This window comes from Pseudomonas sp. FW215-R2 (assembly GCF_058789255.1).
In genome coordinates, this window is record NZ_JBYTBO010000003.1 from 110,646 (window position 1) to 136,611 (window position 25,966).

A 25,966-nucleotide genomic window follows, 5' to 3' on the forward strand; every position below is an offset into this window, starting at 1 on the left:
TGGCCCGATTATAGGGGCATGGCATCGACCAACCCAAGGCGAGAACTTCCCCGTTGGCTTGCATCCGGTCGAATTTCTTTGAGCAAACCCGATTCCCTGGTGGTCACTTGAAGGTGTTGGCGCCTAGGGGAAACCCTGACGCCTCTGGCGCCGGAGACAACTTTTGCAAGATAATCCGCCTTGCATTTGACGCCATAGCTTTGACGTCGGCAAATCACCGTTTCAGGAGGCTTGGATGCACAACGACGGGAATGTAGTGCCTTTGCACAAGGCTGCTACCGATCAGGCGACTCACTCGCCGCTCGCCCGCCTGCCTGTGATTCTGCTTCAGGTTCGCGACAAGGCTGCACAGCGCCTGCGCAACGGTTTGCAGGAGCTGTTCGATAATGCCGACGACACGCTGTTCGAAATGGCCGACCGGGCGCGCAACGACGTCGAACAGAACATCTTTTTCGAAGCCATGCGCGACCTGCGCCTCAAGCGCAAGAACATCGAGCGCGGCTTTCTCGAGCAATTCTTCGAGGCCTTTGTCGGCCTCACTCAATATGATCCCGCCCAGAATGTCGTGTCTCATGCATTGCAGTACGAAGACACCACGGCGCGCACCGACGACATGGAGCGCAGCGTAGCGATCGAGACCATGGTCGGCCGTGTGCTGAATCGCGACGGTTTCGCCCTCGATCAATTGACCGCGCGGCTGAGCGCGCTGCTGGGCAAATCCCTCGATGATCAACACAACCCGCTGGGCCCGGCGATGCTGTGTGAGTATTTCCTGCAGGCCGGGCGCAATCTGGGCGTGGAGATCAAGGTCAAGCTGATCCTGCTCAAACTGTTCGAGCGCTACGTGTTGGCCGATACCGACCAGCTCTTCGCGGAGGCCAATCAACTGTTGGTCGCTACAGGCGTGTTGCCCGAGCTGAAACCGGCACCGGCCCGTCGCGCCAGGGATCATGCTTCGGCCAGTGCACACAGCGAATTCGACGATCTCGATCAATCCCCGGCGGACGCGGGTGTGCAGGAGGTTTTCGCCGCACTCCAGGAGCTGTTGATGCACGTGCGCGGCAGCGTCGCGCCGACCCTTGAGCCAAGCGCGGCGACTCAGCCGATTTCCACCCGCGACCTGTTGCGCCTGCTCTCGCATTTACAGCAGTACGTGCCGGCGCTGGCGGGGCAGGAGGACTTCGATCTGCGCAATCAGCTAGAGCAATTGCTGACCCGGGTCAGCGTGAAAAGCGGTAAATCACGGATCGTCGGTGGCGCCGACGAGGATGTGATCAACCTGGTCGCCATGGTTTTCGACTGCATTCTGGATGACCGCAACCTGCCGGATTCGCTCAAGGCGCTGATCGCCCGGTTGCAGATCCCGATGTTGAAAGTCGCGGTGATCGACAAGAGCTTTTTCAGCCGCAGCAGCCACCCGGCGCGACGCCTGCTCAACGAAATCGCCGAAGCGGCCATGGGCTGGGGCGAGTGCGACGGCGATGCACGTGACAGCCTCTATCTGCGCATCGAACAAGTGGTGCAGCGTCTGCTGACGGACTTCGTCGATGACCCGGCGATTTTCTCCGAGCTGCTGGCGGATTTTCTCACCTTCACCAGCGACGAGCGCCGCCGCAGTGAATTGCTTGAACAGCGTCTGCGCGATGCCGAGGAGGGCCGCGCGAAAACCGAACTGGCCCGCCTGCGTGTCGAACAGGCCTTGAACCAGGCGATGCTGGGCAAAGTCCTGCCGCCGTCGGTGGTGACCTTCGTCCAGACGGCCTGGGGCAAGGTGTTGCTGCTGACGTGCCTCAAGCACGGCGATCAGTCCGCCGAATGGCAAGCCGACGTGCAGACCATGGAGCAGTTGATCTGGAGCGTGCAGCGTCACGATGATGCCGAGTCAGGCTTGCGCTTGCTGTCGCTGGTGCCGGGCTTGCTCAAGTCGCTGCGTGACGGGCTGAGCAGTTCCGCCTTCGACCCGTTCGCCACCAGCGAGTTTTTCAGTGCGCTGGAAGCATTGCACGTTCGTTTGCTGCAGCCCTCCGTCGAGCCGGATCAGGTTGAATCGCCGCCGATGATCCAGGTGTCGCAAGCCATCGTTCTGCAGACCGCCGACGAAGGCAATCTGACCTTGGGCGCGGGGCGTTTGCCGGCCGATGAGGCGAGCCTGCGCCAGGTCGATCAATTGCGTCTGGGCAGTTGGGTGGCGTTCGAAGAAGATGAAGAACACACGTTGCGCTGCAAACTGGCGGCAATTATCGAGGCGACCGGCAAGTATGTGTTTGTCGACCGCACCGGGATGAAAGTGCAGGAGCGCAATCGCATCGCCCTGGCCATGGAGTTCCGTCGCGGGACGGTGCGGGCGCTGGATGACACCTTGTTGTTCGACCGCGCGCTGGAGTCGGTGCTCGGTAACTTGCGACGGCTCAATCGCGGCAAGTGATCGCGCGCCAGGGGCCGATCACGGCATACTGGGCGCCAACACAGTCGGCGTTGAAGGAATCGGTATGCAGTTGGATCCCGCAAGCGGGTGGTGTCACGGGGTGCAGGTCTGCCCGTCGCCCAACTTCAATGAACGCCCGGCGGGCGAAGTGTCCCTGTTGGTCATCCACAACATCAGCCTGCCGCCGGCGCAGTTCGCCACCGGCAAGGTGCAGGAATTTTTCCAGAATCGTCTGGATGTCACGGAGCATCCCTATTTTGCAGGGATCGCCGACCTGCGCGTCTCCGCGCATTTCCTGATCGAACGTGACGGCAAGGTCACCCAGTTTGTCTCCTGTCTTGAGCGTGCCTGGCATGCCGGCGTTTCGGTGTTCGAAGGGCGGGAAACCTGTAACGATTTTTCTGTGGGCATCGAACTCGAAGGTACCGATGATCTGCCGTTCACCGATGCGCAGTATCAGGCGTTGATCGTGCTGACCCGCCATTTGCAAAAAGCGTTTCCGGCGATCACTGTCGAACGTATCTGCGGGCACAGCGATATCGCACCCGGACGCAAGACCGACCCTGGACCCGCATTCGACTGGGCACGCTACCGCGCCGCCCTGGCACAAGAGGAAGGACAATGAGTTTTCTGGTGTTACTGCTGGCGGTCTGGATCGAGAAGTTCTCGGCTCTGCGCCATCGGGTTCAACGCGATGGCGGATGGATCCGCGAACTGCACAAGCTTGAAAGTGGCCAATTGGCAAAACGGCCGTGGCTGGTGCTGGTCATTCTGGTTCTCCTGCCGGTGGCGTTGCTGGGGTTACTGCTGGTGGTGCTGGATCCGGTCGCCTACGGCTTGCTGGCCCTGCCGGTGCATCTGCTGGTTGTAATTTACAGCCTGGGTCGCGGCGATCTGCTCGGCGGCCTCGGCCCGTTCCGCGATGCCTGGCGCCGGGAAGACTTGCAGGCCGCCGCCCATGTGGCCAAACGCGATCTGGATATCTGTGCCGAAAGTGGCGAGCAATTGCTGGAGCAAGTGCAGCGCCATCTGTTGTGGCAGGCCTACCAGAGCTTCTTTGCAGTGATTTTCTGGTACTTCCTGCTCGGTCCGGTTGCCGCGCTGAGCTATCGCCTGCTGGCGCTGGCTGAAGAAAACGCACAGAACCCGGCACTGGCCGAGCGGGCAGGGCAACTGCGGCACGCGTTCGACTGGGTGCCAGTGCGCCTGCTGGCGGCGAGTTTCGCCCTGGTCGGCAACTTCGTTGCGGTCAGCCGGGTCATGCTGCATGAACTGTTGAACTGGAACATCAGCGCCGCGCAATTGATCAACAAGGTCGGCCTGGCTGCCGGGGAAATCCCGCCTGCCGCCGTCGGCCCGGAAGGCATCAACACCCTCGATTGCCTGTGGGAATTGCTGCTGCGTGCCGCCGTGTTGTGGTATGCCGGATTTGCGCTGTGGACGGTGCTGCACTAGCACTTCTGTCGTCCTGTTGTAGTCCATGCGTGCAGCGAGGGGGGCAATCCCCCTCGTTAACCTTAAGTTACAAAACCTCCCTTCGATTTGAGCTATACAGAGATAGCGCCCGATAGTGGCTATCTGCTTTCGCCCCGCGCCTGCCAATAAAAACAAGAAAAAACCAAGGGAGACTTCCAGTGAAGAGCTTGCTCTATCCCGCCGTCTCGCTGATGAACCGCTTGAGCTTCGGCATGAAGTTCAGCCTGATCAGCGTGCTGTTCCTGGTACCGATGCTGGTGACCAACTTCTATCTGGTGCGCGATTCCTATCGCGAATTCCAGGGCACCCGGGTGGAGTTGCAAAGCCTCGACCTGCTGGGCAGCAGCCTGACCCTGCGTCGGGATCTGGAAACCCTCAACAATCTGGTGCAGATCAACGTCACCCTCGGCCAGTCGGGCAAGGCCGGTAATGTCGAAGCGCAAATCACTGGCCTTGAGCAAAACGTACTGGCGCGCCTGCAAGGACTGACGGCCATGACCGAGGACCCGGAGCAGATCAAGGTCTTCGATGCCAAGCGCGATGAGATGATTACCGCGTTCAAGGCCCAGCAAGCGGAAAACTCCCTGCAAAGCAAAAGTGCGCTGATCGGCAAGCTGCTCGGCAGCGCACAGATTTTCAGCCAGATCATCGCCAGCCAGGCCGGTCTGAGCCGCGACACCCAGAGTGACATTCGCCAACTCAGCGAGCTGGTCACAGCCATCACGCCGGCCATCACCCAGACCCTCGGCGAAGGCCGGGCCATGGGTTCTTATTCATTGGGGCAGGGGTTTCTCAACAGTTCCTCCAGTACCCGGTTCGATGAGCTGCTGGCACAGATCGAAAAACTTCAGGGCGAGTACGGGCTGAAACTGCAGGACGCACTGGGCTCAAGCAAGGCCGCACGGGACTCGCTGAGTACCGTGGCCGACGCCAGCAAGGCCTCGCTGAAGCAGGCCAGCGAAATTTTCGAAGAGCAAGTGGTGGTCGCCGAGACCCTCGATGCGCCGTGGCAGGCGTTTTATGATCAGGTCACGGGCCTGATGGACCGGACTTACCAGCTCAACGAAGCCACCCTGAAATTCCTCGATACCCAATTGCAGCAGCGTCTGGCGCAGAACCGCACGCACATGGTGTTGCAGGCCGTGGCGCTGTCGGTGGTGTTCGTGTTGATTTTCTATCTCTATGGCGGCTTCTACGCCTCGACCCGCACCACGCTCAAACGCCTTGGCGCGATGATGGACAAAGTCGCCGCCGGGGACATGACGGTCAACTTCGTAGCCCATAGTCGCGATGAGCTGGGCGAACTGGGTGAGGTGTTCAATGGCACGGTGCGCAAGATCCATGACCTGATCGAGCGGGTCGGGCATACCGTCGGCGAAGTCGAGCGTCAGGCCGGGCAAGTGGAAAACGTCTCGGCGCAAAGCAATCAGGCCGTGGCCGGACAGCGCACCCAGATCGAACAAGTGGCCACGGCCATGAACCAGATGTCGGCCACCTCGCAGGAAGTCGCCCGCAGTGCGGCGGCTGCGGTGAGCAGCGCCCACAGCGTCAACGACGAAACCATCAGCGGACGTGGCCTGGTGGAGTCGCAACAGGGCAGCATCGCGGCACTGGCCAGCGAGATTGATCAGTCAGTGCTGGTGATCAACCAGTTGGCCAGCGACAGCCAGTCGATCAGCCGGGTGCTGGAGGTGATCAAGAGCATCGCCGAGCAGACCAATCTGCTGGCCCTCAACGCGGCGATCGAAGCGGCGCGCGCCGGGGAACAGGGACGAGGGTTTGCGGTGGTGGCGGACGAGGTTCGGACCCTGGCCAAACGCACTCAACAATCGACCGAAGAAATCGAGCAGATGATCGCCAGGCTTCACGGCGGGGTCGGCGCTGCGGTGAAGGCGATGGGTGTCAGTCATTCGATGGCCAACGGCACGGTTGGGCAGTCGGAAAAGGTCCAGCAAGCGCTGGAAAACATCCTCGGTGCGGTAGGCATGATCGTCGATCAGAACCAGCAGATCGCGGCTGCCGTGGAGCAGCAGACTGCTGTCGCCCATGACATCGACCAGAACATCGTCGAGATCAACCGCGCCGGTGAGCGCACGGCCGAAGGTGCCTATCAGACCGAAAACGCGAGTCGTGCCCTGTCGGCGCAGGTGGTTGAGTTGAAGCAGTTGATCAGCGCCTTCCGGGTCTGAATGAGTCTGCCTCTCAGGAGGCAGGTTTGTCGGAATAATTTGTAGTACTTCTTTGCTTACGTTTGTAAGCAATTTCCTGATTTCCTCCGTGCTCTGATTTTTCGTCTTCAATGGATCAAGATCACATCAACTGACCGTTTGGAGGAGGCCACGCATGTCTGTTGCAACCCTGGGAGTCCAGGGCCGCTGTGCCCATTGTCAGACCACGCTGCTGCTCAAACCCTGGCAACTGAATGCCATCGCGATCAATGAACCGTTCACCTGTGCCCACTGCCAGAAAAGCCTGGAGCTGCGCTGCCCGAAACAGATCAGACGCTTCAGGTCCCTCGATTCGCTGGGCTGGTTGCGCTTCAGTGCATCGTTGACGGTGTGCACCGCGTTGCTGGTGGCGCTGGTGATGGAATGGATCGGGCTGCTCAACGTGACGGAACAGTTGAATGCCTCTTTGATCGTGATTTTCGTGTACTTCGCACTGATGCGCCTGGTTCACCACCGCCAACACATGACCCTGACGCTCGACGCCGTCAGGTCCCTCGACGACTGACTACCAGCCGAACACTTCGCAGCCGTTGGCAGTGCTGGCCTCGGCGAGTTGTTCTGCAGTGACGTTCATCAACCCGGCAAGTGCCGTGCAGATGGCCGGCAAATGTGCCGGTGTATTGCGCACGCCGGGGTACATGGCAGGCGCCATGTCCGGTGAGTCGGTTTCAAGCACCACCGAACCCAGTGGCAAGTCGGCCAGCACCCGATGCATGCGCAAGGCCTGGGGCCAGGTGGGTGCGCCACCGAGGCCGAGTTTGAAGCCGAGCTTGATGTATTCCCGCGCCTCTTCACGACTGCCGGCGAAGGCATGGATGATGCCCCCGCGCTTGAGCTTGAAGCGCTTGAGCGTGGCAATCACCGCCGCATGACTGCGCCGCACATGAATCAACGCCGGTAATTCGAAATCCGCTGCCAGTTGCAGTTGCGCGTCGAACAGCGCTTGCTGGCGTTCGCGGTCGAGGGTTTCGATGAAGTAATCCAGTCCGATTTCGCCGACGGCGCACAGTTGCCGATGACCGCGCAGCCGTGTCAGCCAATCGCCCAGTGCAAGCAAATCTTCTGGCCGATGCTGATCGAGATAGACCGGGTGCAAGCCGAAAGCCGCGTACAGGTCGGGATCGCTTTGCACCAGATCCCACACCCGCTGCCAGTTGCCCTCATACACCCCCAGCACCACCATCCGCCGTACCCCGAGGGCACGGCTTTCAGCCAGCAACGCCGCACGGTCGGCGTCGAAGTCGGGAAAGTCCAGGTGGGTGTGGCTGTCGATCAGCTCCACGGTTCAGTCCCGATGAATACGCTGCTTGAAGGTACGGGCGATGGCTTGCACGCCAGGCTGGTAATCCGCTTGCTCGACCGCCGCCAGCGCCAGTGCCAGCGCCTTGTCGGCGATCAGCTGGTGCTGCTGGGCCATGGCGTTGACCGGCAGCGGCAGGAAGTCCAGCAACTGGGTGTCGCCAAATGTGCCAAGGCGCAGCGGGCGGTTTTTCAGCGGGAAGTCATGCAGCGCATCGAACACACCCTGCAACAGCACGTAGGACGTGGTCACCAGTGCATCGGGCAAATGCCCGAGTCGTTGCAGGAGTTCTTCCATCAATTGCTTGCCGCACTCGCGGCTGAAGGACTCGGCGTGCTCGATCAGCACTTCGCCTTTGAAGCCCGTGAGAGCCTGTTTGAAGCCGGCGGCGCGTTCCTGGCTGATGCTCAGTTCCGGGCGGGCGCCCAGCAGCACGATCTGTTTCGGCTGCGGGTCGAGCAGGCTTTCGGTCAGGTGCAGGCTGGCCTCGCGGTCGTCGCTGACCACCGAGCAGAAGTGCTCGGGGTCCATCACTCGGTCGATGGCGATGACCGGCAAACCCTTGGCCTGCAACTGGCGATAACTGTCATCACCGGCCGGCAGGCAACTGGCAACGATCAACGCATCGCAGCGCCGGGCGCGGAACAGTTGCAGCAGTTGCCGTTCGCTGTCCGGCGCATCGTCGGAACTGGCGATCAGCAACTGATAGCCCCGCGCTCGGGCGCCTTGTTCCAGCAGCTTGGCGATCCGCGCGTAACTGGGGTTTTCCAGGTCCGGCAGGATAAAACCCAGGGTCCGGGTGTGCCGACTGCGCAGCCCGGCCGCCTGGGGATTGGGGGTAAAGCCGTGCTGATCGACCACCGCCCGCACCCGCTCGACGGTCGCGGTGCTGATGCGTTGCTGTTCGGCCTTGCCGTTGATGACGTAGCTGGCGGTGGTCACGGACACTCCGGCCAACCGCGCGATATCACTGAGTTTCAACCCGGGATTTCCTTGTTTTTTCGAGCTTGCCGCCACATTTTCGCCAATCCTACCCGATTCAGGCAGGCGACCATTGTCGCAGCGCATCCGACAAGTTGGACTTCAAGGATGAGACATTATCGAGTAACGTGCCGATCAATCTAGATTAAACGTTTCAGCAAGCGTATTTTCTACGTTTTAGACGCCTTTGGCCGGTGCTGCCGTGAAACCGCCAAAACTGCCTCCTGAAAGGGAAGCGCACAAGCGCCTAAGCTGGAACCATTCAAAACAATACCTGGCGCCCCGTGACGCCAAAAAGGAGAACGCATGCTCGAGCTCACTATAGAGCAGATATCCATGGGCCAATCGGCTGTGGATAAACCCGCTGCCCTGCAATTGCTGGCCGATCATCTGGTGGCCGATGGTCTGGTCGCCGACGGTTACCTTGCCGGATTGCAGGCGCGGGAAGCCCAGGGCTCGACCTTCCTCGGTCAAGGCATTGCAATCCCCCACGGCACGCCCGAAACCCGCGATCAGGTGTTTGCCACCGGCGTGCGGCTGATGCAGTTTCCCGACGGCGTGGATTGGGGCGACGGCCAGATCGTCTATCTGGCCATCGGCATCGCGGCCAAATCCGACGAACACCTGCGCCTGCTGCAATTGCTCACCCGCGCCCTCGGCGAAACCGATCTGGGCCAGGCTCTGCGCCGCGCCAGTTCGCCTGAAGCGCTGCTGAAACTGTTGCAAGGCGCGCCACAGGAACTGGCGCTGGATGCGCAGATGATCGGCCTCGGGGTCTCCGCCGACGATTTCGAAGAACTGGTCTGGCGCGGTGCACGTCTGCTGCGTCAGGCCGATTGCGTGAGCAACGGTTTTGCCGGTGTGTTGCAGCAAGTCGAAGCGCTGCCGCTGGGTGATGGCCTGTGGTGGCTGCACAGCGAGCAGACCGTGAAGCGTCCGGGCCTGGCCTTCGTCACTCCGGACAAACCGATGCGTTACCTCGGTCAGCCGCTCAGCGGTCTGTTTTGTCTGGCCAGCCTCGGCGAAGCGCATCAGGCGTTGCTGGAGCGTTTGTGCGCGTTGCTGATCGAAGGTCGTGGCCATGAACTGGGCCGCGCCACCAGCAGCCGCAAAGTCCTCGAAGTGCTCGGCGGCGAGTTGCCGGCCGACTGGCCAAGTGCGCGAATTGCGCTGGCCAACGCCCATGGCCTGCATGCGCGGCCGGCGAAGATCCTCGCCCAACTGGCGAAGCGTTTTGACGGTGAGATGCGCATCCGCATTGTCGACGGCCAGGACAGCGCCGTGTCGGTGAAAAGCCTGAGCAAACTGCTGAGCCTCGGCGCCCGTCGCGGCCAGGTGCTGGAAATCATCGCCGAACCGAACATCGCCGCCGACGCCTTGCCGGCCTTGCTGGCGGCCATCGAAGAAGGCCTCGGCGAAGAAGTCGAACCGTTGCCGGCCGTGAGCCAACAACGTGAAGTGATCGCCGACATCGCCGAAGTCTTGAGCGCCCCGACCTCCGGCAGCCTGCTGCAAGCCATTCCCGCCGCCCCTGGCATTGCCATCGGCCCGGCGCACATTCAAGTCCAGCAAACCATCGATTACCCGTTGCGCGGTGAGTCCGCCGCCATTGAGCGCGAGCGTCTGAAAAACGCCCTGGCCGACGTGCGTCAGGATATCCAGGGCCTGATCGAGCGCAGCAAGGCCAAGGCAATCCGCGAGATTTTCATCACCCACCAGGAAATGCTCGACGACCCGGAGCTCACCGACGAAGTCGACACCCACCTCAAGCAAGGCGAAAGCGCCGAGGCAGCGTGGATGGCGGTGATCGAGGCCGCCGCAAAACAACAGGAAGCGTTGCAGGACGCCTTGCTCGCCGAACGTGCCGCCGACCTGCGCGACATCGGTCGTCGAGTGCTGGCGCAACTGTGCGGCGTGCAGACGCCCGCCGAGCCTGAGCAGCCGTACATTCTGGTGATGGATGAGGTCGGCCCGTCCGACGTCGCGCGGCTGGATCCGGCGCGGGTCGCGGGGATTCTCACTGCCCGTGGTGGCGCTACCGCTCACAGCGCCATCGTGGCGCGCGCGCTGGGGATTCCGGCGCTGGTCGGTGCTGGCGCAGCAGTGTTACTGCTGAAACCGGGCACGCCGTTGCTGCTCGATGGCCAGCGCGGTCGCCTGCATGTCGATGCCGATGCCGCGACCCTGCAACGCGCCAGCGAAGAACGCGACACCCGCGAACAACGTCTGAAAGCGGCCGCCGAACAACGCCATCAACCGGCGCACACCACCGACGGCCACGCCGTGGAAGTGTTCGCCAACATCGGCGAAAGCGCCGGTGTGACCAGCGCGGTGGAGCAGGGCGCCGAAGGCATCGGTCTGTTGCGCACCGAGCTGATTTTCATGGCCCACCCGCAGGCGCCGGACGAGGCGACTCAGGAAGCCGAATACCGCCGCGTCCTCGACGGCCTCGCCGGTCGGCCGCTGGTGGTGCGCACTCTCGACGTCGGCGGCGATAAACCGCTGCCGTATTGGCCGATTGCCAAGGAAGAAAACCCGTTCCTCGGCGTACGCGGCATTCGGCTGACCTTGCAGCGTCCGCAGATCATGGAAGCGCAGTTGCGCGCCTTGCTGCGCTCGGCGGACAACCGCCCGCTGCGGATCATGTTCCCGATGGTCGGCAGCGTCGACGAGTGGCGTCAGGCTCGCGACATGACCGAGCGGCTGCGCCTGGAAATCCCGGTCGCCGACCTGCAACTGGGGATCATGATCGAAGTGCCGTCCGCCGCGTTGCTGGCGCCAGTGCTGGCCAAAGAAGTCGATTTCTTCAGCGTCGGCACCAACGACCTGACGCAATACACCCTGGCCATCGACCGCGGTCATCCGACCTTGTCCGCCCAGGCTGACGGCCTGCACCCGGCGGTGCTGCAACTGATCGACATCACCGTGCGTGCGGCCCATGCCCACGGCAAATGGGTCGGCGTCTGTGGCGAACTGGCGGCGGACCCGCTGGCGGTGCCGGTGCTGGTCGGCCTCGGTGTGGATGAGCTGAGCGTGTCCGGGCGCAGCATCGCCGAGGTCAAGGCGCGCATCCGCGAACTCAGCCTGACCCAGACTCAAACCCTTGCTCAACAAGCCCTGGCCGTGGGCAGCGCCAACGAAGTGCGCGCATTAGTGGAGGCCCTGTAATGGCCAAGATTCTTACCCTGACCCTCAACCCGGCGCTGGACCTCACGGTGCAGTTGCCGCGTCTGGAGGCCGGTCAGGTCAATCGCAGCGACGAAATGCACACTCACGCCGCCGGCAAGGGCGTCAACGTCGCGCAAGTGCTGGCCGACCTCGGTCATCAACTGACGGTCAGCGGCTTTCTCGGTGAAGACAATCTGCAGGCGTTCGAAACCCTGTTCGCCAAGCGTGGTTTTGTCGACGCCTTCATCCGTGTGCCGGGCGAGACTCGCAGCAACATCAAGGTCGCGGAACGGGACGGACGCATCACCGACATCAACGGCCCGGGCCCGGTGGTCGGCGTGGTGGCGCAACAGGCGTTGCTGGAGCGTCTGGTGCAGATTGCACCGGGGCATGACGCGGTGGTGGTCGCCGGCAGTCTGCCGCGCGGGGTCAGTGCGAAGTGGTTGCGTGAGTTGATCGAGCGCCTGAAGGGGCTGGGCCTGAAAGTCGCGTTGGACACCAGCGGTGAAGCGCTGCGCACGGCACTCAAGGCTGGCCCGTGGCTGATCAAGCCCAACACTGAAGAACTGGCCGATGCGCTCGGCTGTGAAGTGCTGTCTCACGCCGCTCAGGCTGAGGCGGCCAATCGGCTGCATGCTCAAGGCATCGAGCATGTGGTGATTTCCCATGGTGCCGAGGGTGTGAACTGGTTCAGTGTCGGCTCGGCGTTGCACGCGACGCCGCCGAAGGTCAGCGTCGCCAGTACGGTCGGTGCCGGCGATTCGTTGCTGGCTGGCATGCTGCACGGTCTGCTTAGCGCCGATACGCCGGAGCAAACCCTGCGCACGGCCACGGCGATTGCGGCGCAGGCGGTGACACAGATCGGATTCGGTATTCACGATGCTGCGCAACTGGCGCAGCTCCAACAGGGCGTGCGCGTGCGTCCCCTGACAGAACAATAAGAGGGTTTGTCATGAAGTTAGCCATTGTCACGGCCTGCCCGAACGGCATGGTCACCAGTGTGCTGTGCGCCCGGTTGCTGGATGCTGCGGCCCAGCGTCAGGGCTGGAGCACCAGCGTCGAAGTGGTGGATGCGGCGCATCCGGAACGCGAATTGTCGGCGGCGACGATCGAGGCGGCGGAGTGGGTGTTGCTGGTGACCACCGGATCGGTCGACATGACTCGATTCGTCGGCAAACGGGTCTACAGGATTGCCCCGGCGCAAGCGCTGCAGGATGTCGAAGCGGTGCTGCGACGCGGTGCCGAAGAAGCCGAAATTCATGTTGCCAGCGAAGTTGCACCGACGGCCGCTGAGCAACGCGCACCTCGCATCGTCGCTGTCACCGCGTGCCCGACCGGCGTCGCCCATACCTTCATGGCGGCCGAAGCCTTGCAGCAAGCGGCCAAGCGCCTGGGCTATGAGTTTCAAGTGGAAACCCAGGGCTCGGTCGGCGCGCGAAATCCACTGAGCGCGACGGCAATTGCCGAGGCCGAGGTGGTGCTGCTGGCGGCGGATATCGAAGTCGCCACCGAGCGATTCGCCGGCAAGAAAATCTACCGCTGTGGCACCGGAATCGCGTTGAAGCAATCCGAGGCCACGCTGAAAAAAGCCCTGGCCGAAGGCAAGCAGGAAAGCGCCGCGAGCGACGGCAAGGCCCCGGCCAAACAAGAGAAAACCGGCGTTTACAAACACCTGCTGACCGGTGTGTCGTTCATGCTGCCGATGGTGGTGGCGGGCGGCTTGATGATCGCCTTGTCGTTCGTGTTCGGCATCACCGCGTTCAAGGAAGAAGGCACGCTGGCGGCGGCGCTGATGCAGATCGGTGGCGAGACCGCGTTCAAATTGATGGTGCCGTTGCTGGCCGGTTACATCGCCTACTCGATTGCTGACCGTCCGGGTCTGGCGCCGGGAATGATTGGCGGTTTGCTGGCGAGCACCCTGGGCGCCGGATTCATCGGCGGGATCGTCGCCGGTTTCATCGCTGGTTATGCGGCGAAGCTGATCAGTCGTTATGTGGCGTTGCCGCAAAGTCTGGAAGCGCTGAAACCGATTCTGATCATCCCGCTGTTCGCCAGTCTGATCACCGGGCTGGTGATGATTTACGTGGTCGGCAAACCGGTTGCCGGGATGCTCGCAGCGCTCACACATTTCCTCGACAGCATGGGCACCACCAACGCGATCCTGCTCGGTGTGCTGCTGGGCGGCATGATGTGCGTCGACCTCGGCGGGCCGATCAACAAGGCCGCCTATGCGTTCTCGGTGGGGCTGCTGGCCTCGCAGAGTTATGCACCGATGGCCGCGACCATGGCCGCGGGCATGGTGCCTCCGATCGGTCTGGGTATCGCCACGTTCATCGCCCGACGCAAGTTCGCCCAGACTGAACGCGAGGCGGGTAAAGCGGCGCTGGTGCTGGGCTTGTGCTTTATTTCCGAAGGGGCAATTCCGTTTGCCGCGAAAGACCCATTGCGGGTGATCCCGGCGAGCATTGCCGGCGGTGCGCTGACCGGTGCGCTGTCGATGTACTTCGGCTGCAAGCTGATGGCGCCGCACGGTGGCCTGTTTGTGCTGGCGATCCCGAACGCGATCAACCATGCGCTGTTGTATCTGCTGGCAATCGTCGCGGGCAGCCTGCTGACGGCGGTGGTGTATGCGCTGGTCAAGCGGCCGGAAGCCGTCGAACTGGCGCTGGCGCCCGCCAACGCCTGAGATGTCATACCCGCTTCATCTGGTGATGGTTAAGTTTTCCTTTTTTCAGGGAGAACAGCATGAGCGATTTCAACCTCGGTCGCCGGCGCGTGATGCAAGTGGTCGGCGCCGGTTTGCTGATGCCAGGGCTGGCGCCGGCCGTGATCGCCTCGGTCAAGGATCGACCGCAACTCACCGACGGCGTGCAGTCCGGCGACTTGCAGGGCGATCGGGCGATGATCTGGAGCCGCAGCGATCGTCCGGCGCGGATGGTGGTGGAGTGGGACACCCGCAGTCAGTTCCGCCATCCGCGACGCGTCATCTCCGCGCTGGCCGACGCGCGCAGCGATTTCACCGCCCGCGTCGAACTCACCGGATTGCCCGCCGATCAGGCGATTTTCTACCGCGTGTATTTCAAGGACGCCCAGACGGGTGTTGCCAGCGAACCGTGGCTCGGCCACCTGCGCAGTGCACCGACCGCACGGCGCAATATTCGCTTCGTATGGAGCGGCGACACCGTCGGCCAGGGCTTCGGCATCAACCCCGATATCGGCGGCATGCGCATCTACGAATCCATGCGCATGCGCCTGCCGGACTTCTTTATCCACAGCGGCGACACGATCTACGCCGACGGCCCGGTGCCGGCGCAACTGACCACTGAGGGTGGCCGGATCTGGCGCAACCTCACCACGGAAGCCAAGAGCAAAGTCGCCCAGACCCTCGACGACTATCGCGGCAATTACCGCTACAACCTGATGGACGAAAACATCCGCCGCTTCAACGCCGAAGTGCCGCAGATCTGGCAATGGGATGACCATGAAGTGGTCAACAACTGGTCGCCGGGCAAACAGCTCGACGAGCGCTATCAGGAAAAAGATATCCACACCCTGGTCGGCCGTGCGCGTCAGGCCTGGCTCGAATATTCGCCGATGCGCCGTCAGGCAGCGGACGGTGGCGGGCGGATCTATCGCAAGCTGAGCTACGGGCCGATGCTCGATGTGTTCGTGCTCGACATGCGCAGTTATCGCGGCGCCAACGACGATAACCTCGGGGCGGAAAAACCGTTCCTCGGGCGCGAGCAATTGAACTGGCTTAAGCGCGGATTGAAGGCATCGAAAGCCCAGTGGAAAGTCATCGCCGCCGACATGCCGATCGGCCTTGGCGTGCCGGACGGCGAAGTCAGCCCCGGTGTGCCGCGTTGGGAAGCCGTGGCCAACGGCGACCCCGGCTCGGCTCAGGGACGTGAACTGGAAATCGCCGAACTGCTGGGCTTTCTGCGGGCGCAGCAGGTGCGCAATTTCGTGTTCCTGACGGCGGACGTGCATTACTGCGCGGCGCATCACTATCACCCGGATCGCGCAGCGTTTCAGGATTTCGAACCGTTCTGGGAGTTTGTCGCAGGGCCTCTGAACGCCGGGAGTTTCGGGCCTAATCCGCTGGACAAGACCTTCGGCCCGGAAGTGGTGTTTCAGAAAGCACCGCCGACGCAAAACGCTTCACCGTTTGCCGGGTTTCAGTTTTTTGGCGAGGTGAACATCGAGGGGCAGAGCGGGGAGTTGAGTGTGGTGTTGCGGGATCTGGATGGGGTGGCGGTGTTTGAGCAGAAGCTGCAGCCAGTCTGAATGCAGTGGACCTGTGGGAGCAGGCTTGCTCCCACAGGAATGCAGGTGAATCAGTAAACATCCCGGCGATAACGACCCTGTTCGATCAGGCGTTCGACTTCGGCGGCGCCAAGCACTTGATTGAGCACCTGATCCACCCCTGACGCCATGCCTTGCAAGCTGCCGCAGATGTAGATCACGGCACCGTCCGCCAGCCATTTCTTCAGCTCGGCAGCCGATTCGCGCAAGCGATCCTGCACATAGATTTTCTGCGCCTGATCCCGCGAGAACGCCAGGTCCAGTCGCGCCAGATCGCCGTTGATCAGCCACTCTTCGAGTTCTGCGCGACACAGGAAATCGTTCTCCCGATTGCGCTCGCCGAACAGCAGCCAGTGGCGTTGCTGCCCGTCGGCAATCCGCGCCTTGAGCAAGCTGCGCAGGCCGGCAAGGCCGGTGCCGTTGCCCAGCAAGATCATCGGCACCGGCTGGTTCGGCAGATGGAAGCCGCTGTTGCGGCGTACCCGCAGACTGATACTGCCGCCTACCTGCGCATGTTCGGTCAGCCATCCGGAACCGATGCCGAGGGTGCCGTCAGAATGCTGTTCCTGACGCACGATCAATTCCAGCACGCCGTCGGCGGCAATCGAGGCGATCGAGTATTCGCGCATCGCCAGCGGCACCATCGCATCGACCAGCGCCTGGGCATGCAGGCCCACAAGATGGGCGCGGTGTTCGGGCAACTGGCGGGTGGCGAGGGCGACTTCCAGCGATTCTTCCAGGCCGTTGACCTTCACGCTGGTTTCGCCACGAATGCCGAGGCCGTCGAGGAAATGTTCGATGGCCCACGGGCAGTTGCGTGGCAACACTTCCACCAGATCGCCAGCGAGCCAGCTGCTGGTGTCAGGCGCCGAGAGACCCAGCAGGAAAACCGGTGAACCGCTGCTGTCAGGGTTCATCAGTTCGCGGCGTTCCAGCGTCCAGTTGCTGTAGCTCGGTGCCTGCCAGGTGTCGACCGGTGCTTGCCCGGTGATCAGGCCGAGCTGGGTCTGCCAGTGACGCAGTGCGTAAGGATCACCATTGTCGACCTCCACCGGAGCGAACAGCGTCTTGCCGCCATGCTCGCCCAGCCATTGGTGCAGACGTCGGGCGAAACCGCAGAAGTGCTGATACTGACGGTCGCCGAGACCGAGTACGGCGTAATTGAGGCTGTCGAGTGTCGAGGCGTTGTTCAGCACTTTGCGTTCGAAACCGCGAGCGCTGTCCGGTGCTTCGCCGTCGCCGAAGGTGCTGACCACGAACAGCGCATTGTTGGATTCCTGCAGATCCTGCTCGCTGACATTCGCCAGCGGCTGCACCTTCACCGGCAATCCTGCTGCCTGCAACTGGCCGGCGGTCTGCCAAGCGAGTTGCTCGGCAAAACCGCTCTGGCTGGCGAAACCGATCAACCATGCCGGGGTGTCACCGGTCGGTTGCTCGAGGCCTTGGCGGGCATCCTTGATCTGCTTTTTCTTGCGGCGGCGATCGAGGTACAACAGCCATCCGGTGATAAAGAACAGCGGCATCAGCACCGCTGCGACCGTCACGATGATCCGCCCGACCAGACCGAAATAGCTGCCGACGTGCAGCGCGTAAATGCTGGTCAGCAATTGCGCCTTGAAGCTTTTGTCGGCGTAGCGGTCGACGCGTTTGACGACGCCGGTGGCCGGGTCGAGGGTGATCTGGTTCAGCGCGCGCTCGTGGGGCGAGCTGTCGAGCAGATAGAACACGGTCGCCGGTTGACCGGCCACTGGCGGCATGCGGATGTTGTAGGAGGCGAGACCCGGGCCGGCGGCGCTGTAGATGCTGATCCACATGGCCGCGTAATCGGCAGTCGGCGCCGGACCTTCGGGTGCCGGGCCGCGTCCGCCGCGCACGCGTTCGTTTTGCGGCGCATCGGAAAGCAGTCTGGTCAGGCCTTTGTTGTACCACTCGTAGGACCAGGACAGACCGGTCAGCGCCAGCAGCAGGTAAACCAGCATGCACCAGGTGCCGAACACCGAGTGCAGGTCCCAGTTGAAGCTGCGGCCCTTTTTCTTCCAGTCCAGGGTCAGCCACACGCGCCAGCTGTTCCACTGGCGTGGCCAGCGCAGGTACAGGCCGGACAGGCAGAAGAACAGCAGCATCAGGGTGCAGGCGCCGGTAATGTTGCGACCGGTGTCGCCCATGGCGAGGAACCGGTGCAGTTGCAGCATCAGGCCGAAGAAGTCCTGGCCGGTGGCCTCGCCCTTGAACTCGGCGGTGTAGGGATCGAAGTAGCGCATCTCGCCACGACGCTCACCTTTCGGCGGGGTGAACCAGACGCGTCCGGCGCTGCCGCTTTCCGTTTCGACCGAGAGCATCGAGACTTTCTTGCCCGAGGCCGCTTCGATGTGCGCCACCAGGTCGGCGGGCGGCAGGACGCCGGCCACCTGCTTCTCCACCTGCAACACGGATGGGTTGAGGGCTTTCAGGATCTCGTCCTGAAACGAATAGGCAGCGCCGGTGATGCCCATCAGGGCCAGCACCAGCCCGGCAGTGATGCCAAAAAACCAGTGCAACTGGAACAGGGTTTTCTTCAACACGTCGCTTGCCTTGTCCGTTCGGAAATTGTGTTCACGGCGTGCATTATGCCGTGGCTTATCGAGAAACGTTCTTTATTACGCACAAAAGCCCCGTTCAAGTGAATGAACGGGGCCCGAGGCTTCCGGCTTCTATCAGAAGTGGAAGTTGGTGCTCAGCAATGCCGTACGGCCCGCCGCCTGGTTGGCGAAGTGAGTCGAGAAGGCTTTGTCGTAGTAGGTTTCGTTGGTCAGGTTCTGCACGTTCAGTTGCAGGTCGACGTTCTTGGTCAGCTTGTACGCAGCCATCGCGTCGTAGCGAACGTAGGAATCGACCATGGTGGTGTTGGCCACGCTGCCGAACACGTCATCCACGTAGAACGCACCGCCACCGATGGTCAGCTTCGGCGTGACCTGGTAAGTGGTCCACAGGCTGGCGCTGTTTTTCGGCGTGTTAGGCAGTTCGTTGCCGTCGGTGGCACGGTTCAGCGGGCCGCCATCCACTTGCTCGCTGTCCATATAGGCGTAACCGGCGAACACTTGCCACTTGTCGGTGATCTTGCCGCTGGCCGACAGCTCGATACCTTGTACACGAGTCTTGCCGGCGTTTTCGTACGACGTGGTATCAACCTGGACACGCGCGTTTTCTTTCTCGGTGCGGAAGATGTCGGCGGTCAGCGACAGGCGATCGTTCAACAGATCCCACTTGGTGCCGATTTCGTAGTTCTTGGTGGTTTCCGGCTCCATGTCGCTCTTGAGCAGGTTACCGTTGCGATCGGTGGTGCCGCCCAGCGGGTTGCCGTCCATGCCTTCGCCCAGGGTGTTGCCCGGTGGCGTGGCGGAAGTGGCGTAGGACGCGTAGATGCTGCCGTTCTCTGCCGGTTTGTAGACGATGCCGAACTGACCGGTGACGAACTCGCTGGTGTCTGCACCTTTGGCGGTGGTGGTGCCAGCGTTGTTGTAGGTGTGGTAGCCGGTTTCGAAGTGGTCGTAACGCAGGCCCATGTTCACCAGCCATTGCTGGGACAGTTCCAGGGTGTCGAACACATACAGCGCGTAAGTATCGGACTGGGTGTCAGTGCCGGCGTAGTTGCGCGAAATGGCGCCGTTCCACGGATCGTTCGGGTTCGGGTTCGACAGCGAGGTGCAGTTGTAGCCGCTCGACGCGCCGATCATCGACGGGGTGCAGTTGGTGCTGGATGGCACGTTGGTGGTGCGCGGCGTGGTATCGGTGTTGACGTTATAAGAGGACTTGCGGCTTTCCTCACGGGTGTATTCGACACCGGTGGAGAAGCTGTTCTTGAAGCCTGCAACGTAGAAGTTACCGAACAGGTCAGTCTGGTTGGTGGTGGTCTCGGTGTTGCTCACGCGAGTGTTCGCACGACGCCAGACGCTGCCGTTGTTGACGTTGCCCTTGCTGTCGTCCGGCTGGGTCAGGATGTAATCCTGCATGCTGGTGCCGTGACGCAGAGTGTTCTTGATGGTCAGCGAGTCATTCAGGTCATGCTCGATGGCGAACGTCGCGGTGTCGGTACGACCCTTGCGGAAGTCGCGACCGTCCAGACCGTAGAAGTTGCTGTGATCGCCACCCGAGTACGGCTTGTCCGGATTGGACTTGGTACGTGCCGCCGAGCCGGCAGCCGGAATGGTGTACGGGATGCCCGAGTCCGGCGTGTCGTTGCTTTCGAGATGGTAGTAGTCGAGGTTGACGCGGGTGTCGGTGCCCAGGCCGAAGGCCAGGGATGGCGCGATGCCCCAGCGGTCGTAGTCGACGCTGTCGCGACCGGCGACGTTGCTCTCGTGGCTCATCAGGTTCAGACGGCCGGCAGCGGTGTCGCTGAACTGGTAGTTGCCGTCCAGGGTGTAGCGCTGGGTCTGGTCGGAACCCCAGGTGAAACCACCGTCGAACGAGTTGCCCAGGTGTGCTTTCTTGCTCACCAGGTTGATGCTGCCGCCCGCCGCGCCGCGACCGCCGATGGCGGAGTTCGGGCCCTTGCTGACTTCGATGTTTTCCACGGCGAAGATCTCGCGGCTCTGCGAACCGGTGTCGCGCACGCCGTCGAGGTAGGTGTCGCCCTGGGCGTCGAAACCACGGATGAACGGACGGTCGCCCTGCGGGTTGCCACCTTCACCGGCACCGAAAGTGATGCCCGGTACGGTGCGCAGCGCGTCCTGCATGTTCAGGGCGCCGGTGTCCTTCAGGACTTGTTGCGGAATAACGGTGACCGAGCGCGGCGTATCGACCAGCGGCGCGGTGTACTTGGGCGAGGAGGCTTTCTCGACCTGGTAGGACGTCGAGTCCTGGGCTTCGCCGGTGATGGCGGTGGCGTCCAGGGCGATGGCATTGCCGGAGGCTTTGCTGTCGGTCTTTTCAGCGGCGAACACCATGTGGCCAGCGGAGCCGGCGGTGATTGCCACACCGATGGCGGAAGCGAGCAGACGTGGTGAACTGACCGGTAATTGTGCTTGTTGACGTGCCATTTTTATTCCCCTCCCCAAGGATTTGAGGCGGCGGAATATAGGGTAAACAGGTATTCGTATCAATTGCGAAACATTGCTATCTGCACTGAATTTACATTCTTTACAATTTAACCTTACGGTTTTTGCCAGTTCATTCGTCTAGCGGGTTTTACACAGCCAATAAGAATCAATACCATTGCCGCCTCTTTGCCATCAGGTGACTTCGACATGCTGCTGCACATCCCCGCTCTGTTCGAGAAAGACGAAGTGCGGCGCATCCGCGAGGCTCTGGAGCAGGCCGACTGGGCCGATGGCAAGATCACCGCCGGCTATCAATCGGCCAAGGCCAAGCACAATCTGCAACTGCCCGAAGGCCATCCGCTGGCCAAGGAAATCGGCGCCGCGATGCTTGAGCGCCTGTGGAAAAACCCGCTGTTCATGTCCGCCGCGCTGCCGCACAAGGTATTTCCGCCGTTACTCAACTGCTACACGGCGGGTGGCAGTTTCGATTTCCACATCGACAACGCCGTGCGCCAGCCCAAGGGCAGCATCGAGCGGGTACGCACCGATCTGTCGGCCACGCTGTTTTTCAGCGAACCCGAGGACTACGACGGCGGCGAGCTGGAAATCCAGGACACCTTCGGCACCCAGCGCGTGAAACTGCCCGCCGGCGACATGGTGCTTTACCCCGGCACCAGCCTGCATAAAGTCAACGCGGTGACTCGTGGCGCTCGGTATGCCTCGTTCTTCTGGACCCAAAGCCTGGTGCGCGAAGACAGCCAACGCGCCTTGCTGTTCGAGATGGACGGTGCGATCCAGCAACTGACTCAGGACATGCCCGATCACCCTTCGCTGATCCGCCTCACCGGCACCTATCACAACCTGTTGCGCCGCTGGGTCGAGGTGTAAGTGACGGACTTTCGTTTGCGCCGCGAAGAAGTCCTCGACGGCGAACGGCTCACCGCCATGCTCGAAGAAAGCCCGGCTCGCGCGGCTCAGGCCATTCTGATGGCGGCGGGCGAGGGCGTGCTCGAAGCGCAGGCGCTGCTCGGGCAGATTCTGCTCGATGGTCATGGGATTGCTCAGGATCAACCGCTGGCATTGCGCTGGTTTGAAATCGCCGCCGGGCAAGGTCATCTAATGGCGCGCAACATGCTCGGCCGCTGTCATGAACACGGATGGGGTTGTGTGGCCGACGCCGAGCGCGCTGCGCGCCATTACCAAACAGCCGCCGACGCGGGGCTGGATTGGGCGATGTACAACCTGGCAAACCTGCACGCCACCGGACGTGGAATACCCGAAGACCAGGCGCTGGCCCTCGCCCTGTACCGCCGTGCTGCCGAGTCGGGGCATGCCAAGTCGATGAACCTGCTGGGCCGGTATCTGGAAGAGGGACGCCACTGTCCGCAAGACCTGCCAACGGCGCGCGACTGGTATCGGCGTGCGGCCGAGGGTGGCGACTTTCGTGGGCAGTTCAGTCATGCGGCAATGCTTGCCGACGAAGGGCACATCGATGACGCACTCGGCTGGCTGCGCAAGGCGCTGGACGCGGGCAATGTGAATTTCCTGCGAGTCGCCAGCGTGTCTTTGTTGAATGCACGACATCCGCAAATTCGTGCAATGGCCGACGCTTATAAGTTGCGGCTGGCGGAGTTAGTTGCTTTGTAAGTATTTATTCTGCGGTGAGTTTGTTTTTTATCAAGTTGATATGGCTGTTCTCGGATAAGAGTCTGGGCGGATGGTTTGTTTGTCTTGATTGCTAATATTTGAATGCTTGTTGATTGTTGTCTTGCTGTCCTAAGGTTGTTTTGCGATGTCGGCGCTCAAGTTGGAATGAGTCGCTCGATGATGTCGTATATCTAGAACGACTTTTATTAAATATCCGAAGAAGACAAGGAGTCTCTTATGGAATTCAAGATGGACAGCAAGATTGTCGAGGCCGCCGCAAAGGCGCCTCGGGTGTTTGTAAGTGCTTCGCTCGGCGAGGGTGAAGAATACAATCGGGAAACCGGTATTCAATTAACCAAAGAACAGATCATCAGCCTGCGTAAGTATGAAGTGCTGGGGCTGTCGCTTCCCGTTCGACTGGCGGATGTCGTTGCCTATTTGAACTATGGCGCCGGGGATACAGGAGGTGTTGGGCTCAAGGCAACGGACTTTCTGCGGACATTCACCTACACCTACGACCATGCCAAGCGCTGGTCGCCGTTGCGTGAAAAAATCATGCTCACAGGGACCGATCTCAAGATTTTTGCCGGCAGCATTATTCGCACAGGCAAAGGAATAGTTGAGATCTACGAAGACCTGAAAGCCTCCAGATACCTGGAGGAATACGATATCAAAACGCCGGAAGAGTATCTGGAGCTGAAACGCACGATTCCGGGGCTTCCCGACCTGGGTTTGCCGTCCGGTGATGTTCCTGAAATCAAGGCCTACCTCAACGACATGCTGGCCAAGGTCATGCAGTGCCACGCGAAGGCCGAGCACGTCAGAGCTGAACTAGACAGTTTTGGCGCTGATATGCGCGAGATCGTGCTGCCAGAGATCAAGCTGCGACTGGAGTTTGTGTCTCGCAATACCTATCAGGCAGACATCCAGGCCCTGCAGGGCGAAATCGACCAGCGCTCGAAAGAAATCGATGAACTGAACAAGCAATATGATCAGTTGGTTCAGGAAGCGATCAGGTCGGCAGCCGCACTGAATATCGGTGGTTTGATTCTCGGCATCTATCAGGGCGTCAAGGCCGAAAAAATCCGCAAGGAGCGAAACAGGTTGAAGGCAGAGCAACAGGCTTCCAACCAGGTAATGGCCAGCAAAAACCAGACGCTGAGTTCCCTGAACAAAGTGCGCGATGATTTGCAGAACCTGAGCTATGTAGCGATTGAAGCTGAAGTCGCCACGCAAAACCTGATGCTGGTCTGGAATGCACTGAGTACCTATATCACTGCATCTGTCAAAGAAGTTGATCTGCTGCAGGAAGCAACTTCCTTGAGGAAGTTCAAGAACCAGATTCTCGGCATTATTGATCCGTGGGAGCAGATCAAGGTGAGTTCCGATCAGCTGTTGGGCGTGTTTGCTGCGGCAGATAAAGAGTATGGAAGCAGTTTTACGATGTTCAGGAGCAAAGCAATGATGTTTTCGCCAAGTAATCATCCCGCCACTTCGGATTTTGATGTTACAGCTTTGCGTGCCCACGCGGCTGCCGTTCAAACAAGCAATGTCACTGCGCAAATGCTCGGTGAGCAGTTCAACTATCTGCCGGGTACCGTCCGCACAATGAATGGGCTGACAGTGGCTATTCAAAAGTCCACATTTGAACTTCGTAAACAGGCCCAGACGACAGGGATCAATCTGGAGCATGCGCAGAACAAGCTGAAAATGTCTCAGGCCGAACTTCTCGAATATCCGGAAGACGCGGATGAAATCCGCGAGGAAATGGAAAGCGAACTCAAGAATGTATCGATGAACGTCTCCGAGCACGCGGACGATTTGAAGATGACGCACAACGGCTTGAGTACCGCCTATGACCGATCGGCGTCGGCGCAATGGATTGCAACGCTGCAGCAGGACCGGGCCTTCACGGAAGCCCTGAAGGTCAAGTCGGAAGAAAAAGTCGCCGATTTCGAAAAGCAGATGAAATCGGTGTCTGAAGCGCTCGACCTGCTCGCGAAAGCCGGGGTGGAGAAAATCGGTAAGGAAGCCCAGCTGACGCTGGATAACCTGAAAGCACTGGGGCTGGCGCCACCGCAGGTTCAAGTCGCGTTGTTCGCCATTGATACCTTGAAAAAAATGATCTCGGGTATTGGTGAGGCGATCTCTTATCTGAACATGCTGGCGGCTTACAACCAACTCAAGGAAACAGCGGCTGATCTGAAGGCGCAGTTGAAGAAACACATCAACGATATTGCGCAGATCGATGGAAAGATTCACCTGGTGCAAGTCCTCGACCAACTGGACGAGGAGCGCTGGAGTTACGTGAATGAATTCTCGAATCTGGTGGCCGTATTCGAGTCCTTCGCCCGAGACTTCAAACAGGACAAGTCGCAGCCTGTCGAGCAGCGAACGGCTTCTGCCATCGCCCGTATTGCCGACGTCCGGCAGTATCTGAAAACGGTTCAGCAGTAAGGAGTCGAGGCGGTGGGCGTTCTGCCCACCGCTTCCCGATCAGTCATGAATACACTTGCCTATGAGTTTTCCGCAGCACAACGACGCGTACTGGATCGATACACGAATTTCCTGGGCTCTCTGAACCCAACCTTCAATAACATTCCTTTGGTGTTCGAGCGCCGCAGAGCCATCGGTCATCAAATGGCGGTACTGGCCAACGATTCGCGTTTGAACAACGCCAGGTTCAATGCGCGCTACTTGCAGGAGTTCTGGGAGCGTACTGAAGACGCTCGACGCCTGTGCAGCACATATGTTGCGGATCTCACCCTGTTTACCGCTGAGACTCAGGAAATCATCAAAAACACCTCAAGGAACGAGCCCCTCAGTCAGGTGGATTTCAAGCTGTACAGTTTATCCAGGTCGCCAACCTGGAAGTTGTTTCCGCCCACTGATGTGCCGGATCTGATTCACGAACTGGCACTTCGGTTTTCCTCGCTGAGGGCGGCGATACGCCAACTGAAATACACCATCGCTGAGGTGCATGACGAGTCGTTCGGGCTTAAGTCGGTGTTCATCAGGGCGATGGATCATCGCTCGTGCCAGTGTCATACCCAACCGACAGTGGTCGAGGAGTTGTTTCGCGAAGCGCGTACAGCACCAGCCTGGGACTTCGCTTGGTCGTCAGCTGATCCGCTCGTAAAAGCCGCAGAGTACAAAAACGATATCGCCGCGTTGTTTAACGGACTGGCTTCCGTGAGTTCGCAACTCAGCGTGTTTCTCGAAGAGACCGGCTTACGCATCGATACTGTGTTCAATGAGTTGTTGAGAGCTGAACGTGTATCGAAACTCGGGGAGTTGAATTTCCAGCTCGCCGCCTCGAAGGAGGGCGCTGAAGAGTTCATGGCGATGATCAATCACCTTGAGACTTGGCTGCGCAAATAAAAAAGGCCCATGCATGCATGGGCCTTTTCAGTTGAAG

Annotated in this window: 17 protein-coding genes; 13 read left to right on the forward strand and 4 right to left on the reverse strand. The window is 60.7% G+C overall.

Annotated features, from left to right (window positions below):
* Positions 1–235: 235 nt before the first annotated feature.
* The 5 genes from AC3WRD_RS05425 to AC3WRD_RS05445 all read left to right on the forward strand — a co-directional run bounded on the left by AC3WRD_RS05425 (position 236) and on the right by AC3WRD_RS05445 (position 6,634).
* A complete protein-coding gene (locus tag AC3WRD_RS05425; protein ID WP_102619402.1) occupies positions 236–2,425 on the forward strand; it encodes a DUF1631 domain-containing protein in 2,190 nt (729 codons plus the stop codon).
* Positions 2,426–2,489: 64 nt separating this feature from the next.
* A complete protein-coding gene (gene ampD, locus AC3WRD_RS05430; protein WP_096818851.1) occupies positions 2,490–3,050 on the forward strand; it encodes a 1,6-anhydro-N-acetylmuramyl-L-alanine amidase AmpD in 561 nt (186 codons plus the stop codon).
* Positions 3,047–3,880, forward strand: coding sequence for a regulatory signaling modulator protein AmpE (ampE, locus tag AC3WRD_RS05435; RefSeq protein WP_096818853.1), 834 nt, complete (start codon positions 3,047–3,049; stop codon positions 3,878–3,880). Before ampD ends, ampE begins: the two co-directional genes overlap by 4 nt.
* Positions 3,881–4,059: 179 nt before the next feature.
* A complete protein-coding gene (locus AC3WRD_RS05440) occupies positions 4,060–6,090 on the forward strand; it encodes a methyl-accepting chemotaxis protein (RefSeq protein ID WP_102619403.1) in 2,031 nt (676 codons plus the stop codon).
* A 154-nt stretch (positions 6,091–6,244) separates the two neighbouring features.
* The gene (locus AC3WRD_RS05445; protein WP_096818857.1) at positions 6,245–6,634 is read left to right on the forward strand and encodes a hypothetical protein; all 390 of its coding nucleotides are present in this window, start codon (positions 6,245–6,247) and stop codon (positions 6,632–6,634) included.
* Here the strand turns inward: AC3WRD_RS05445 and AC3WRD_RS05450 are convergent, their stop codons facing one another.
* Together AC3WRD_RS05450 and cra are read right to left on the reverse strand one after the other, a co-directional pair.
* A complete protein-coding gene (locus AC3WRD_RS05450) occupies positions 6,635–7,411 on the reverse strand; it encodes a TatD family hydrolase (protein ID WP_102619404.1) in 777 nt (258 codons plus the stop codon).
* Between the two features lie 3 nt (positions 7,412–7,414).
* Positions 7,415–8,410 (reverse strand): catabolite repressor/activator, encoded by a 996-nt coding sequence (gene cra / locus AC3WRD_RS05455; protein WP_102619405.1) that lies wholly within the window; start codon positions 8,408–8,410, stop codon positions 7,415–7,417.
* 306 nt (positions 8,411–8,716) lie between these two features.
* On the opposite strand from cra, the gene ptsP reads away from it, so the two are divergent.
* Genes ptsP through AC3WRD_RS05475 form a run of 4 tightly spaced genes read left to right on the forward strand, consistent with a single transcriptional unit; the run spans position 8,717 to position 15,865 of the window.
* A complete protein-coding gene (gene ptsP, locus AC3WRD_RS05460) occupies positions 8,717–11,578 on the forward strand; it encodes a phosphoenolpyruvate--protein phosphotransferase (protein ID WP_102619406.1) in 2,862 nt (953 codons plus the stop codon).
* On the forward strand, positions 11,578–12,519 hold the full coding sequence (gene pfkB, locus AC3WRD_RS05465; RefSeq protein WP_102619407.1) for a 1-phosphofructokinase: 942 nt from the start codon (positions 11,578–11,580) through the stop codon (positions 12,517–12,519). Before ptsP ends, pfkB begins: the two co-directional genes overlap by 1 nt.
* Positions 12,520–12,530: 11 nt before the next feature.
* Positions 12,531–14,264 (forward strand): PTS fructose-like transporter subunit IIB, encoded by a 1,734-nt coding sequence (locus AC3WRD_RS05470; protein WP_102619408.1) that lies wholly within the window; start codon positions 12,531–12,533, stop codon positions 14,262–14,264.
* 59 nt (positions 14,265–14,323) lie between these two features.
* Complete coding sequence (locus AC3WRD_RS05475) at positions 14,324–15,865, forward strand: alkaline phosphatase D family protein (RefSeq protein WP_102619409.1); 1,542 nt, start codon at positions 14,324–14,326, stop codon at positions 15,863–15,865.
* 50 nt (positions 15,866–15,915) lie between these two features.
* Here AC3WRD_RS05475 and AC3WRD_RS05480 read toward each other — a convergent pair whose 3' ends face one another.
* Both AC3WRD_RS05480 and AC3WRD_RS05485 read right to left on the reverse strand, forming a co-directional pair.
* Positions 15,916–18,444, reverse strand: coding sequence for a PepSY domain-containing protein (locus AC3WRD_RS05480; protein WP_102619410.1), 2,529 nt, complete (start codon positions 18,442–18,444; stop codon positions 15,916–15,918).
* A 132-nt stretch (positions 18,445–18,576) separates the two neighbouring features.
* The gene (locus tag AC3WRD_RS05485; RefSeq protein WP_102619411.1) at positions 18,577–20,901 is read right to left on the reverse strand and encodes a TonB-dependent receptor; all 2,325 of its coding nucleotides are present in this window, start codon (positions 20,899–20,901) and stop codon (positions 18,577–18,579) included.
* 207 nt (positions 20,902–21,108) lie between these two features.
* Here AC3WRD_RS05485 and AC3WRD_RS05490 point away from each other — a divergent pair, with 207 nt between their 5' ends.
* The 4 genes from AC3WRD_RS05490 to AC3WRD_RS05505 all read left to right on the forward strand — a co-directional run bounded on the left by AC3WRD_RS05490 (position 21,109) and on the right by AC3WRD_RS05505 (position 25,929).
* Positions 21,109–21,789 (forward strand): Fe2+-dependent dioxygenase, encoded by a 681-nt coding sequence (locus AC3WRD_RS05490; protein ID WP_085698411.1) that lies wholly within the window; start codon positions 21,109–21,111, stop codon positions 21,787–21,789.
* Positions 21,790–22,548 carry a tetratricopeptide repeat protein gene (locus AC3WRD_RS05495; RefSeq protein WP_102619412.1) on the forward strand — a complete coding sequence of 253 codons (759 nt, stop codon included), beginning with the start codon at positions 21,790–21,792 and terminating at the stop codon, positions 22,546–22,548.
* Positions 22,549–22,785: 237 nt separating this feature from the next.
* Positions 22,786–25,005 (forward strand): alpha-xenorhabdolysin family binary toxin subunit A, encoded by a 2,220-nt coding sequence (locus AC3WRD_RS05500; RefSeq protein WP_102619413.1) that lies wholly within the window; start codon positions 22,786–22,788, stop codon positions 25,003–25,005.
* Between the two features lie 12 nt (positions 25,006–25,017).
* Positions 25,018–25,929 (forward strand): hypothetical protein, encoded by a 912-nt coding sequence (locus tag AC3WRD_RS05505; RefSeq protein WP_102650840.1) that lies wholly within the window; start codon positions 25,018–25,020, stop codon positions 25,927–25,929.
* The last annotated feature ends 37 nt before the right edge of the window (positions 25,930–25,966 follow it).